14 protein-coding genes, 1 tRNA gene and 1 pseudogene are annotated in these 12608 nt (G+C 73.5%); 8 read left to right on the forward strand and 8 right to left on the reverse strand.

Going from position 1 to position 12608, the window contains the following annotated elements:
• Positions 1-4: 4 nt before the first annotated feature.
• Both KCH_RS04180 and KCH_RS04185 read right to left on the reverse strand, forming a co-directional pair.
• A complete protein-coding gene (locus KCH_RS04180; protein WP_035859108.1) occupies positions 5-205 on the reverse strand; it encodes a hypothetical protein in 201 nt (66 codons plus the stop codon).
• A 101-nt stretch (positions 206-306) separates the two neighbouring features.
• Complete coding sequence (locus KCH_RS04185) at positions 307-690, reverse strand: winged helix-turn-helix transcriptional regulator (protein ID WP_035859111.1); 384 nt, start codon at positions 688-690, stop codon at positions 307-309.
• 96 nt (positions 691-786) lie between these two features.
• Here KCH_RS04185 and KCH_RS04190 point away from each other — a divergent pair, with 96 nt between their 5' ends.
• Together KCH_RS04190 and srmL are read left to right on the forward strand one after the other, a co-directional pair.
• Positions 787-1137 (forward strand): DoxX family protein, encoded by a 351-nt coding sequence (locus KCH_RS04190; protein ID WP_035859114.1) that lies wholly within the window; start codon positions 787-789, stop codon positions 1135-1137.
• Positions 1138-1626: 489 nt separating this feature from the next.
• On the forward strand, positions 1627-2787 hold the full coding sequence (gene srmL / locus KCH_RS04195; protein ID WP_035859116.1) for a PheS-related mystery ligase SrmL: 1161 nt from the start codon (positions 1627-1629) through the stop codon (positions 2785-2787).
• Here the strand turns inward: srmL and KCH_RS04200 are convergent, their stop codons facing one another.
• Positions 2788-3351 (reverse strand): TetR/AcrR family transcriptional regulator, encoded by a 564-nt coding sequence (locus KCH_RS04200; protein WP_035870725.1) that lies wholly within the window; start codon positions 3349-3351, stop codon positions 2788-2790. It abuts the gene before it with no gap.
• 87 nt (positions 3352-3438) lie between these two features.
• Between KCH_RS04200 and KCH_RS04205 the strand changes: the two are divergent.
• Positions 3439-4688 (forward strand): annotated as a pseudogene (locus KCH_RS04205) (FAD-dependent monooxygenase).
• A gap of 198 nt (positions 4689-4886) precedes the next feature.
• On the opposite strand, the gene KCH_RS04210 reads toward KCH_RS04205, so the two are convergent.
• Both KCH_RS04210 and KCH_RS04215 read right to left on the reverse strand, forming a co-directional pair.
• A complete protein-coding gene (locus tag KCH_RS04210; RefSeq protein ID WP_035859118.1) occupies positions 4887-5525 on the reverse strand; it encodes a GNAT family N-acetyltransferase in 639 nt (212 codons plus the stop codon).
• Between the two features lie 142 nt (positions 5526-5667).
• On the reverse strand, positions 5668-6399 hold the full coding sequence (locus KCH_RS04215; protein ID WP_035859121.1) for a Clp protease N-terminal domain-containing protein: 732 nt from the start codon (positions 6397-6399) through the stop codon (positions 5668-5670).
• A 212-nt stretch (positions 6400-6611) separates the two neighbouring features.
• Here KCH_RS04215 and sph point away from each other — a divergent pair, with 212 nt between their 5' ends.
• Positions 6612-7595: a sphingomyelin phosphodiesterase gene (gene sph / locus KCH_RS04220; RefSeq protein WP_035859124.1), complete on the forward strand. Its 984-nt coding sequence runs from the start codon at positions 6612-6614 to the stop codon at positions 7593-7595.
• Positions 7596-7703: 108 nt separating this feature from the next.
• On the opposite strand, the gene KCH_RS04225 is transcribed toward sph, so the two are convergent.
• Both KCH_RS04225 and KCH_RS04230 read right to left on the reverse strand, forming a co-directional pair.
• Positions 7704-8117, reverse strand: coding sequence for a VOC family protein (locus tag KCH_RS04225; RefSeq protein WP_035859126.1), 414 nt, complete (start codon positions 8115-8117; stop codon positions 7704-7706).
• 10 nt (positions 8118-8127) lie between these two features.
• Complete coding sequence (locus tag KCH_RS04230; RefSeq protein WP_157032375.1) at positions 8128-8550, reverse strand: helix-turn-helix transcriptional regulator; 423 nt, start codon at positions 8548-8550, stop codon at positions 8128-8130.
• A gap of 183 nt (positions 8551-8733) precedes the next feature.
• On the opposite strand from KCH_RS04230, the gene KCH_RS04235 reads away from it, so the two are divergent.
• Both KCH_RS04235 and KCH_RS04240 read left to right on the forward strand, forming a co-directional pair.
• Positions 8734-8804, forward strand: a tRNA-Cys gene (locus KCH_RS04235).
• A 72-nt stretch (positions 8805-8876) separates the two neighbouring features.
• The gene (locus KCH_RS04240; protein ID WP_035859130.1) at positions 8877-10274 is read left to right on the forward strand and encodes an NADP-dependent succinic semialdehyde dehydrogenase; all 1398 of its coding nucleotides are present in this window, start codon (positions 8877-8879) and stop codon (positions 10272-10274) included.
• Between the two features lie 120 nt (positions 10275-10394).
• On the opposite strand, the gene KCH_RS04245 is transcribed toward KCH_RS04240, so the two are convergent.
• Complete coding sequence (locus KCH_RS04245) at positions 10395-10685, reverse strand: hypothetical protein (RefSeq protein WP_157031888.1); 291 nt, start codon at positions 10683-10685, stop codon at positions 10395-10397.
• Positions 10686-10762: 77 nt separating this feature from the next.
• On the opposite strand from KCH_RS04245, the gene KCH_RS04250 reads away from it, so the two are divergent.
• Entirely contained in the window at positions 10763-11419 is a 657-nt protein-coding gene (locus KCH_RS04250; RefSeq protein ID WP_035859134.1) for a cupin domain-containing protein, read from the forward strand.
• A gap of 142 nt (positions 11420-11561) precedes the next feature.
• Positions 11562-12608 (forward strand): hypothetical protein (locus tag KCH_RS42260; protein WP_035859137.1); only part of this gene is annotated, 1047 nt, incomplete at its 3' end.

Below are 12608 nucleotides of genomic sequence, written 5' to 3' on the forward strand. Positions count from 1 at the left end.
CCGCTCAGCAACGCCGTCCCTCCCCCGGGCCGCATCCGAGGTCCCCGACGGGCAGCCCGCGCCGCACCACGGGCGGCGCCGCGACCAGTTCCCCGATCAGCGCCAACTCGTCCTCACGTCCGGCGAGTTCACCCGTGAACATGGTCGCGTACAGCTCCGCCACCACGTCGTACGCCTGCCCGACCCCGCCCTGCCCGTCCGCCATCCCCCGTGCCTCCCGTTCCTCGACAGCGCCGAGCCCAGTACTCCAGCGGCAGTTCTTGATCACTGTCGCGGAGCGACTGTCGCTGCCGCCACCCGTCGTTGTCACCGATCCGCTCGGACGGTGCCGGCCGCCTCGGCTGCTTCCCGGAAGTTGACGACCGCCTCGCCGTTCTCCCGCGCCCATGCGGTGAGCATCCTGATGGGCTCCTCCAGGGTTCGCCCGAGATCGGTCAGGGCGTACTCCACGCGCGGCGGCGCCTCGGCGTACGCGTGCCGCTCGACGAGCCCGTTGGCTTGGAGCCGGCGCAACGTCTCGGTCAGTACCTTGCGCGAAATGCCACCGCTCAGCTCGACCAACTCGCCGTGGCGCAACGGGCCGTCGGTCAGCGCGAAGAGCGTGACCATGGACCACTTGCTGGCGATCAGCTCCATGGCCAGCAGAGCGGGACAGTCGGCGAGGAAGGCAACTCCGGGTCGCAGGCTCATGCCTCGAAGGTTACCTGGAGGTACCTGGTAGCCGCCTATCGTCGTCGAGGTGCGCACGGTCCGACTACTCGTCTCTCGCAGGATTGAGGTTCAGCCATGTTCGTCTCGCTTGCCGTCGTCACCGTGCTCATGTCGGTGCTTCTCCTGGTATCGGCCGGGGCCAAGTCTCTGCGGACGCGCCACATCACGGAGCAGATGTCCACCCTCGGAGTGCCGCAGAGCCTGATGGCCTTCCTGATCGGCGCTCAGATCGCGGGCGCGGCCGGCGTGATCGCCGGACTCTGGTGGGAACCCGTCGGAATCGCCGCCGCGATCGGCCTGACGCTCTACTTCGCCGGGGCGGTCGCCTTCCACCTGCGCGTCGGCGACAACAAGGGCGCGACTCCGGCGGCGCTCCTCACGATCGCCTCCGTCGCCCTGATCGTGCTGCATGCTGCCACCCTCTGACAGCGGACAGCCGGCCCGACGCCGGCCCCGCTCGTGCCGATCGAGAACTCCCGGGCCATCTCGTGCGAACGGCCCGTCACCGGCGCACCGGAGAGTCGGCTGCGGGGGTGGAGCGTTGAGCAGGACGGTGGCCGTCTGCTTCGGCGAGGAGATGTTCTGGGCCTACGACGTGGCGATCGGGGTGCTCTCGGGACGCCGGGCGGCCGGACCGTACAGGGCTGAGCGGCGCGGGCCACGATGCCGCCCGTGGCGGGGAGAATACGGTTGCGGGCGATGGGGGCCGGGTGTCTAGAATCCGGCCGTGGCCGTCGTAGCGATCTCTCGCCGATTTACCGGCCCCCCGGCTCCCGATGGGTGCCGCAGGGGTCGGGTTTCGCTGTGCCGGTAGTGCAGTTCGGCTGAGCGGGTCGGTCCCGGTCGGCGGGTCGTGCCCAGGGGCCGGGGGGTGTGTTGTCGCCACCCTTCCCGCCGAGGCCCCGGAGGCCCGCCATGTCCGTTCGCGTTCCCACCACCGCTCCCGCTCCCGTTCCCCTCTCCGCCGAGCAGCTCGCCCGCGATCTCGCCGTCCGCGATCTGAGCGATCCCGCCGAAGGCCCGCACGCCCTGCAACTGCTGGTCGATCGCGCCGCCGAGGCCCTCTCCGGCCACTGGTCCTGCCCGGTCCGCACGCATCGCGGCGAGCGGATCGTCACCGTCGCCGACAACTACGACCACCTCAACTACCGTGCCGACGACGTCACTCGGGACGCCCGCTACACCCGCTACGTGGACGGCCGCCGGATGCTGCGCAGCCACTCCTCCGCCCTCGTTCCGGGTGCGTTGCGCGCCCTCGCCGCCGAGCACCGGGCCGCCCCCGAGTCCGTCCTGCTGGTCTGCCCGGGCCTGGTGTACCGCCGCGACAGCATCGACCGCCTGCACACCGGCACCCCGCACCAGCTCGACCTGTGGTACCTGACTCGACGCCAACTCCCCGCCGGTTCCGACGACTTGACGGAGATGATCGCCGTCCTGGCCGAGGCCCTGCTGCCCGGCGCGGAGTACCGCACCGAGGAGCGCGTCCACCCGTACACCCTGGCGGGGCGTCAACTGGACGTGGCGGCCGGCGGCGAGTGGGTGGAGGTCGCCGAGTGCGGGCTCGCGCATCCGGGGGTGCTGGCGGCGGCGGGGCTGGGCCCGGAGTGGAGCGGGCTGGCCCTCGGCATGGGGCTGGACCGGATGCTGATGCTGCTCAAGGGCATCCCGGACATCCGGATCCTGCGCTCCGCCGACCCGGCGGTGGCCGCCCAACTGACCGGCCTGGAACGGTACCGGCCGGTCTCCGCGCTGCCCGCGGTCCGCCGTGACCTGTCGATCGCCGTCGACCGCGCCGAGCTCGCGGAGGACCTCGGTGACCGGGTCCGCGACGCGCTCGACGCGGACGCGGACTGCGTGGAGAGCGTCGAGGTGCTGTCCACCACCCCGTGCCGGGACCTCCCGCCGCAGGCGCTGGCCCGGCTCGGCGCCCGCCCGGACCAGTACAACCTGCTGGTCAAGGTGGTGCTGCGCCACCTGCACCGCACCCTCACCGACGCGGACGCCAACGCGCTGCGCGACCGGGTGTACGCGGCGCTGCACCAGGGCGCCGTCCACCAGTGGGCGTCCGGCAGCTGATCAGGGCCGCAGCGCCGCCGCGACCAGGCCCTCCAGCGCGTCGCGCCGCAGGGCCTGCTCCCCGCGCACCAGCCCGTCCAGCACCAGCCCGTCGAACCCGGCCAGCAGGGTGAGGGCGCGGCCCTCGACGTCGCCCACCCGGTGCGCGGCGAGGAAGTGGCGGACGGCGTCCCGGCCGGTGTTCTCACGGGGCGTCAGGATCTCGCGCAGCTCCGGGTCGCGGACGCTCTCCAGCACGCAGGCGTACCGGGCGAGGGAGCGCCGGCGGCCCTCGCCGGTGAGCCGGCCGTGCGCCAACCGGGCCAGGCCGTCGGCGAGTTCGGCGGCGGTGCGCGGCGGTGCGACCCGCGCGGCCGTGGACTCCAGTTCCTGCTGGTCGAGTTCGACCAGGCGCCGGACCAGGGCGGTGAGCAGCGCGGCGCGGGTGCGGTAGTAGGCGGAGGTGGTGCCGTCGGGGAGGGCGGCGGCGCGGTCCACGGCGCGGTGGGTGAGGCCGCGGATGCCCTGGTCGGCGAGGACGCCGAGGGCTGCGTCGGCGAGCAGGGTGCGTCGGTCGGTGGCCATGGCGCCCATCTAACACCCCGTCGCGCGGGCCGCCGTTCGGTCCGCTACCGTCGCTTCTACATCTGTAGAAGAACTGGGGGTGCGGCGGTGCGCGGTACTGCGGTGGTGGTCGGTGGCGGGATCGGCGGACTGGCGGCCGCGCTCGGACTGCGGCGGGTCGGCTGGGACGTGACGGTGCTGGAGCGCTCCGAGGTCCCGGACGACGCGGGCGCGGCGATCTCTCTGGCCGCGAACGGGCTGCGGGCGCTGGACGAGCTCGGGGTCGGCACGGCCGTCCGGGCCGCCTCGCGCGGGCAGTACCGGGCGGCACCCGCACGCCGGACGGGCGCTGGCTGGCCCGGATGGACGGGGCCGTCCTGGAGCGGGCGGTGGGCAGCCCGATCGTCGGCATCACCCGCGCCGAGCTGCACCGGCTGCTGCGCGCGGCGCTGCCGGCCGGGGCGCTGCGGATCGGCGTCCGCGCGCTGACGGTCGATCAGGACGGGCCGGGCCCGGTGCGGATCGGCTGCGCGGACCGCCGCGTGCACGCGGAGCTGGACCGCCCGGCGGACGCGGACCTCGTGGTCACTGCGGACCTGGTGGTCGCCGCGGACGGTGTGGGCAGCCGGCTGCGCGGCCTGCTGCTGCCCGGGCACCCGGGGCCGGTCGCCACCGGCGCCGCCGTGCTGCGCGGGATCACCGCGCAACGGCTGGCGCTGGACGGCGAGTTCGAGCTGACCTGGGGCGGCGGTGCGGAGTTCGGGCACATCCTGCTGCCGGACGGCCGGGCCGAGTGGCACGCCGTGCTGCCGCTGCCGCCCGGCACCCGGTTCGCCGACCCGCTGGCCGAGCTTCAGATGCGGTTCGGCGGCTGGCACGCGCCGGTCCCCGAGCTGCTGGCGGCCACCGGACCCTCCGCCGTCCTCCACCACGACCTGCGCGAACTGCGCACCCCGCTGCCGACGTTCGCGGTCGGCCGGGTGGCGCTGCTCGGCGACGCGGCGCACGCGATGACGCCGAACCTGGGGCAGGGCGCCTGCCAGGCACTGGAGGACGCGGTGACCCTGGCGGCCGCCGTCGCGGACGCGCCGGACCTGCCGACCGCACTCTCCCGGTACGACGCGGTGCGCCGTCCGCGCGCCCAGGCGGTCGCCCGGGCGGCCCGGCAGGCCGGACGCCTGGGCCAGGGGCTGTCGCACCCGCTCGCCGTGGCGGCCCGGAACGCCGCGATGCGACTGGCCCCGGCGGGGCCGCAACTACGGGCGATCCTGCGCCACCACACCTGGCAGCCGCCCCGTCTCGGTGGATCGGCCCCCGCCCCGCATAGCCCGGCGCGCGGTCGGGAACTCAGCAGGTGACCGCACCGGAGCGGCGGCCCGGCCGCCGCACGGCCCGAGGAGGAACGCCGTGGCCCCGCAGAAGTCCCCGTCCGGCAAGCCGACCGGCATCGGCGGCGCGCCCCCGCCGCCGCCCGGCCCGGCCAACCCGCCCCCACCGCACACCGACTGACGGCCCGTCTGCCGCCGCTCACCGAGCAACGAGCTGCCCGCCCCGGCTCACCGGGTAGCGGGCCGTCCGGAGTAGCGGGCGACGCGTTCGCGCAGGGCGGCCTTGGTCTGCGGCCACTCGCTGTCGATGACCGAGAAGATCGCGGCGTCCCGCAGGCCGCCGTCCTCGCCGGGCACCCAGGAGCGGCCCGACTTGCGCAGCACGCCCTCGAACCGGGCTCCGAGGGCGGCGATCGCGGCCCGCGAACGGGCGTTGCGCGCATCGGTCTTGAGGTCCACCCGGGCCACGCCCCACTGCTCGAACGCGTGCTGGAACAGCAGCAGCTTCGCCTCGGCGTTGATGCCCGTCCCCTGCGCCGAGGCGGCCAGCCAGGTGAACCCGACCTCCACCGCGAACAGCTCGTCGGTGTCCGGCAGCGTCCGCGGCTCCCAGTACGCCGTCACCCCGACGGCCCGGCCGGTGGCCCGGGCGATCTGCGCGTACGGCGCGAGCCGCCCCTCGGCGGCCCGCCCGTGCTGCGCCTCGATGTACCCGGCGACCTCCTCGGCCCGCGGCACCCAGGTGAACCCGTAGCTGTCCCGGGCCTCCTCCACCGCCGCCGCCAACTCCCCGGCGTGCCGCTGTTCCAGCGGCTCCAGCCGCACCAACTCGCCCTCCAGCACCGGCCCCTGCAGTCGGTACGCCATGCGCTCCACCCCTCGTGTCCGCCCGTCGTGGCGGTCGTCAGCGAACCGCCCGCACCGATCGACCGTCAACCGAATTCGGCCCGGGCGCACGACGGCGGGCCCGACCCCCGTCCCTGGGTCGGGCCCGCCGGGCTTCGAACGGTCAGGCGCCGGGGGTGAGTTGGGCGAGGGTGTCGAGCAGGGCGGCCTCGACGGCGGCCTTGTCGAGACCGAGGGAGGTGAGGACGCCGGTGCCGGCCTCATGTTCGAGCAGGGCGAGCAGCAGGTGTTCGGTGCCGACGTAGTTGTGGCCGAGGCGGAGGGCCTCGCGCATGGTGAGTTCGAGGGCCTTCTTCGCGCCGGCGTCGTAGGGGACGAGTTCCGGGACGTCCTCGACGGCGGGCGGGAGGGCGGCGAGCGCGGCCTCCCGGACGGCGTCCAGGGTGATGCCCCGGGCGGTGAGGTACGCGGCGCCGAGGCCCTCGGGCTCGGTGAGCAGGCCGAGCAGCAGGTGCTCGGTGCGCACCTCGGGGTTGTGCGCGGTCTTGGCGGCCTGGTGCGCGGCCATCACGACGTTGCGGGCGCGCGGGGTGAAGCGGTTGAAGCCCTGGGCGGTGTCGATCTCGGTGACCTCGCCGGGGTCCTTCGGGACGAAGCGCTTCTGCGCGGCCTGCCGGGTGACGCCCATGCTGCGGCCGATGTCGGTCCAGGACGCGCCGGAGCGGCGGGCCTGGTCGACGAAGTGGCCGATCAGGTGGTCGGCGACGTCGCCGAGGTGGTCGGCGACCAGGACGGCGCTGGACAGCTGGTCGAGCGCTTCGGGGTGGGACTTCTTGATGCCTTCGATCAGGTCGTCGAGCCGGATGGAGGGGTTCGCTCCCGCGGTGTCAGCCATGAGGCAACCTTAGGTTGACACTTTGGAAGTGTCAACCTTCGGTTGACACCTGTCGGCCGCTCCGGTTCCGGCCACTCGCTACTCACCGGTAGGCGCTGTTTCGGCCGAGTTCACCCGCCCGTCCTCCGGTGTCTTGTCCCCGTCACACAGCCCCGAGTTGACTGCACAACATCCACCGGCACCATCCACCCTCTCCCCGTTCCGGAGCCACGATGTCCGTGTCCCGCGCCGCCCGCCTCGCCGCCGTACTCACCGCCGCAGGAACCCTGCTGACGGTGCCTCAGGCCGTCACCGCCGCGCACGCCGAGAGCGCGCCGCTGACCGTCGCCCCGCTGGACGTGCTCAGCTACAACACCTTCCTGATGAGCACCAACCTGTACCCGAACTGGGGCCAGGCCTACCGGGCGCAGGCCATCGCGGGCGCCGACTTCTTCCAGGGCCACGACGTGGTCGTGCTGCAGGAGGCCTTCGACAACACGGCCTCGGACGCGCTGGTCTCGAAGGCCTCGGCCGCGTACCCGTACCACACGCCGGTGGTCGGCCGGTCCACCAGCGGCTGGGACGCCACCTCCGGCAGCTACAGCAGCGCCACGCCGGAGGACGGCGGGGTGGTGCTGCTCAGCAAGTGGCCGATCCTGCGCAAGGAGCAGTACGTCTTCAAGGACGCCTGCGGCTCGGACTGGTGGTCCAACAAGGGCTTCGTCTACGCGCAGCTCGACGTGAACGGGCAGCGCACCCACGTGGTCGGCACCCACCTGCAGTCCACCGACTCGGGCTGCTCCAGCGGCCAGGCGGCCGACATCCGGGGCAAGCAGCTGCGCGCGATGAAGGCGTTCCTGGACGCCAAGCAGATCCCGGCGAGCGAGCCGATCGTGCTGGCCGGCGACCTGAACATCGACTCGCACGGCAGCGAGTACCCGGCGCTGCTCTCCAACGGCAACCTGGCCCCGGCCACCACCCGCGACGGCTGGGCGAACTCCTTCGACACGGTCGACAACTCGATCGCCGCCTACCGCTACCCCGGCGAGCCCAAGGAGGACCTCGACTACGTCCTCTACCGGGCCGACCACGCCCGGCCGCAGCAGTACACCAACACCGTGCACCGCTTCCACAGCGCGCCGTGGACGGTCAGCAGCTGGGGCGCCTCGTACACCTACACCGACCTGTCGGACCACTACCCGCTGATCGCCGGCTGACCGCTGCTGACCGCGGCTGACCGCGACCGGCTGACTCACCGTCAGCACGCGGACGGGCGCCGCCCGGAGGGAGCTCCGGGCGGCGCCCGTCCGCGGCTCAGGTGCGGATCACTTGCGGGGCTGGGCGAAGCGGACCATGTTGCCCGCCGGGTCGCGGAACGCGCAGTCGCGCACCCCGTACGGCTGGTCCATCGGCTCCTGGAGCACGTCGGCGCCGGAGGCCCGGATCTGCTCGAAGGTCGCGTCGCAGTCCGCGGTGCGGAAGTTGACGGCGCGCAGCAGGCCCTTGGCGAGCAGTTCGGCGGCGGCCTGCCGGTCGGCGTCGGTGGCGCCCGGGTCGGCGACCGGCGGCTCCAGCACCACCTCCACCTCGGGCTGGGTGGGCGAGCCGAGGGTCACCCAGCGCATCCCCTCGAAGCCGACGTCGTTGCGCACCTCCAGTCCGAGCGCGTCCCGGTAGAAGCCGAGCGCGGCCTCGTGGTCGTCGACGGCGATGAAGCACTGCGAAAGCTTGATGTCCATGCCCCCGACGCTACTGACCGGCGTCCGCTTCCGCTTCTCCGTTCCTGATCGACCGCGCGGCGGGGCCGCCGGGCCGGCCGGTGTCGGTGCCGCGGATCGGGCGGGTCAGGTACATCGCCACGCAGGCGGTGATGTGCTCGGCGGCGCTGTGGTCGCGGGCCCGGTAGGCGCTGGGGCTCTCGCCGACCAGCTCGGTGAAGCGGGTGCTGAACGAGCCGAGCGAGGTACAGCCGACGGCCATGCAGACCTCGGTGACGGACAGGTCGCCGCGCCGCAGCAGCGTCTTCGCCCGCTCGATCCGACGGGTCATCAGGTAGCTGTACGGCGTCTCGCCGTACGCGGCGCGGAAGCTGCGCTGGAAGTGGCCCACCGACATCAGCGCGACCTTCGCCAGCGCCGCGACGTCCAGCGGTTCGGCGTAGTCGCGGTCCATGGTGTCGCGGGCCTTGCGGAGCCGTTTCAGGTCGTCGATCTGCACGCCGCCCAGGGTAGTGCCGCCCGAGCTCGGTCCGTCCGCCGAGCGGGGGCGCGTCCGCCGATTCACTCGACACACGGGTGCGTCGCAGCGCCGGTCGCGGTTTTCCCGCTGCTAGGTTCGAACTCACGCGGGGAGTCCGGTGGAGTGGCCGAGAGGCGAGGCAGCGGCTTGCAGCGCCGCGTACATGGGTTCGATTCCTGTCTCCACCTCCTCGTGCTCCCCTCGTTGTCCGCCCCCGCCCGGAACGGCCGGGCGGCGTCCGAGCAGGGAGTGGTTTCCCGATGCCCATCGCCACCGTCAATCCGGCCGACGGCCGCACCGTCGAGGTCTTCGATCCGCTGGACGAGGCGGGCGTGGAGGCCCGGCTGGCCCGGGCGCAGTCCGCGTTCGAGTCCTGGCGGCTGTCCACGTTCGCGCAGCGCAGTGAACTGATGCACCGCGCGGCCGAGTTGCTGGAGCAGGCGAACGAGCAGATCGCCCGCACCATGACGCTGGAGATGGGCAAGCCGCTCGCCCAGGCCCGCGCGGAGGCCGCCAAGTGCGCGAAGTCCATGCACTGGTACGCGGACCGCGCCGAGGAGTTGCTCGCCGACGAGCACCCGGCGAAGGAGGACGTCGAGGACTCCGGCGGGGTCTCGGCGTACGTCCGCTACCGGCCGCTGGGCCCGGTGCTCGCGGTGATGCCGTGGAACTTCCCGTTCTGGCAGGTGATCCGGTTCGCCGCGCCCGCGCTGATGGCCGGCAACGTCGGCCTGCTCAAGCACGCCTCGAACGTGCCGCGCACCGCGCTCGCCCTGGAGGAGCTGTTCACCCGGGCCGGGTTCCCGCAGGGCTGCTTCCAGACCCTGCTGATCCCCTCGCGCGCCGTGGAGGCGCTGATCCGGGACGAGCGGATCGTGGCGGTGACGCTCACCGGCAGCGAGGGCGCGGGCCGCGCGGTGGCCCGGGTGGCCGGCGACGAGGTGAAGAAGACCGTCCTCGAACTGGGCGGCAGCGACCCGTTCCTGGTGCTGCCCTCGGCGGACGTGCGGGCCGCGATCGCCCGGGCGGTGACGGCCCGGGTGCAGAACAACGGCCAGTCCTGCATCGCGGCGAAGCGCTTCATCGTGCACACGGCCGTGTACGACGAGTTCCTGGCCGGGTTCACCGCGCGGATGCGCGCGCTGACGGTGGGCGACCCGATGGCGGAGGCCACCGAGGTCGGCCCGCTCGCCACCGAGCAGGGCCGCACCGACCTGGAGGAGCTCGTCACCGACGCGGTCGGCCTCGGCGCGGGCGTCGCCTGCGGCGGCCGGCGGCCGGACGCCCCGTCGCTGGCCCACGGCTGGTACTACCTGCCGACGGTGCTCACCGACGTGACGCCGCGGATGCGGATCCACCGCGAGGAGGCGTTCGGCCCGCTCGCCACCGTGTACCGGGCCGCCGACCTGGACGAGGCGCTGGAGATCGCCAACGACTCGCCGTTCGGCCTGAGTTCCAACGTGTGGACCCGCGACGACGGTGACCGCGAGCGCTGCGTGCGCGACCTGCGCGCGGGCGGGGTGTTCTTCAACGGGATGACGGCCTCCCACCCGGCGTTCCCGTTCGGCGGGATCAAACGCTCCGGCTACGGAAGGGAGTTGTCCGGTCACGGCATCCGCGAGTTCTGCAACATCACCACGGTGTGGTCGGGCAGCTGACGGACCCGCGCGCAACTCCCGGCCGCCGAGCGGACCGGCGCGCCTGTACCGGACCGCCCGGGCGGCGTGCCGGGCCGTTCAGGCCGCGTGCCGGTCCGTTCAGACCGCGTGCCGGTCCGTTCAGGCCGCGTGCCGGGCGCGTTGACGCGGGTGGGCGTGCTCGTGGCGGCCCCAGAACTGGGAGAAGAAGGCCACCACGGTCACGCCCCACACCACGGCGAACACGATCAGCAGCCAGAGTTGGGACACCTGCGGGGCGACCAGCGCCAGGCCCAGCGACAGGGCCAGCAGGAAGACCAGCGAGGAGTTGTGCTTCTCGGTGAGCCAGGCCCAGGTCCCCCGCACCGGGTGGGGGCCGGGAGTTCCGGCAGCAGTCGCGGACATCGCCATCACCTCCGCAGAATTCAGCATCTGTTCGAGTATCCCGCTGGTCAGCGGCCCCGGCAGCCCGGGTAGCATCACCGAAAGCACCGACGAGGGGGTCGTGAGTGTCGATACGCGGGGGGCTGCGGAGCCTGGAACGACTGGCGTCCGCGCTGCCGGACGGCGCCGAGCTGTACCGGCTGCGCCCGGACGGCCGGGTGCTGCGCGCCGACCGCGCGGGCGTGCGGGAGCTCGGCCCGGAGGATCCGGACAGCGGGCTGCTGCGCTTCATCGACGACCAGCAGTTCGCGCACTACTTCATCGGCGACGCGAAGACCTCGCCGGAGCGGCCGTCGAACGCCACCTACAAACTGGGCCTGGTCGCCCCGCACACCGCGTTCACCCCGCACGCGCACGGCGGCGAGCACCTGGTGCTGGCCCTCGGCCCGGCGTCCTGCGGGCTGTACGACGAGCGCCGGCGCCGGGTGGTGGACGTCGAGTTGGCGCCGGGCACGCTGATCCGGATCCCCGAGCTGATGCCGCACTCCTTCGGCAACCGCGGCACGGACCGGCTGGCGATCCTGGCCGCGAACACCGGCTACGGCATCGACCACGAGGACTACGCGATCACCGCCGAGGTCGCCCAGCAGCGCGGCGAGACCGAACTCGCCGCCGCACTGCGCGAGGTGACGGCACGCCAGCGGGTGGGTACGGTGAGCGTCCGGGAGCGGCTGGCGCACCGGCTGCACCGGATCGCGGCGGCCCTGGAGGACTCCCGGTGACGCGCCCGCCCCGCCCGACGACCGCCTCCCCGCTCACCGCTCCCTCCGATCACCAGGCCTCCGATCAGCACGCCTCCGACGACCCCACGTCCGACGACCACGCCCCCGATCGAGCACACCCGATGAACCGGGAGAACGCCCGATGATCTGTCCGCACTGCCAGACCAACCTGCTCCAGCGCAGCCGCACCGGGCACACCTGCTCGCACTGCCGCAAGGCCTTCGCGCTGGACCCGAAGGTGGAACCGGGCCGGCTGCACGACACCAAGTTCCGCGAACTGGTCACCAAGGCCACCCCCGACGGGCTGCGGATCACCGTGGAGCAGCTGTACTGGCTCAACGAGCGCCGCCTGTACCGGTTCCCGGCCGCCGACGAGCACGAGGGCAGCGTCACCGGCGGCACCGTGCTGGCCGTGGTCGCGCTGATCGCCCTCTCGCTGGCGGCCGGGATCGGCAGTTTCGCCTGGTTCCTGCTGGGGCCGCTCACGGTGGTCACGGCGATCCTGTCGGTGAAGCAGTTCGTGGGCTCGGGCCGGCTCAAGGCCGACAGTCCGATGCGGCCCGGGATGCAACTGCCGGAGTTCGAGCGCCGGGTGATCGGCCGCTGGCGGGAGGTCTACCGCGAGCTCCCGCCCGGGCTGACCGAGCACCCGCCGACCGCGTCCAAGCCCAGCACCGTCAAGGCGCAGGCCGTGGTGCTGTGCGAGATCCCGGCGGTGGCCGCGTTCCTGCGCACCAACAACTTCGCGGAGCGCCACCGGGTGCTGCTGGTCGACGAGTTGAAGAAGGTCCCGGCCGGGCTGCCGGTGGTGGTGCTGCGCGACCTGTCGCTGCGGGCGCTGGCCCGCACCGTGACGATCCGCGCCGAACTGGCCGGACGGCGGGTGGTGGACGCCGGTCTCGCGCCGCGCGCGGTGCTCGCCCCGGCGAGGGCGCTCCGGCTGCGGCACTTCTCCGCCAAACAGTCGGTGCCGTGGATGCTGGCCGCCTCGCCGGGCTGGCAGCGGCTGACCGAACAGGAGCGGACCTGGCTGGAGGACGGCTGGTACTGCCCGCTGATCACCCTGCGGCCCGCCAAGCTGCTGGCCCTCGCCGAGAAGGCCGTAGAACGCGCCCTCACCGCTCCGGCCCCCGCACCGGCCGCGCCCGCGGCGGAGACCCCGGCCGAGACCCGCCGCCGTGCCGAGCGG

It is taken from the genome of Kitasatospora cheerisanensis KCTC 2395 (genome assembly GCF_000696185.1).
GTDB classification, from domain to species: Bacteria; Actinomycetota; Actinomycetes; order Streptomycetales; family Streptomycetaceae; genus Kitasatospora; species Kitasatospora cheerisanensis.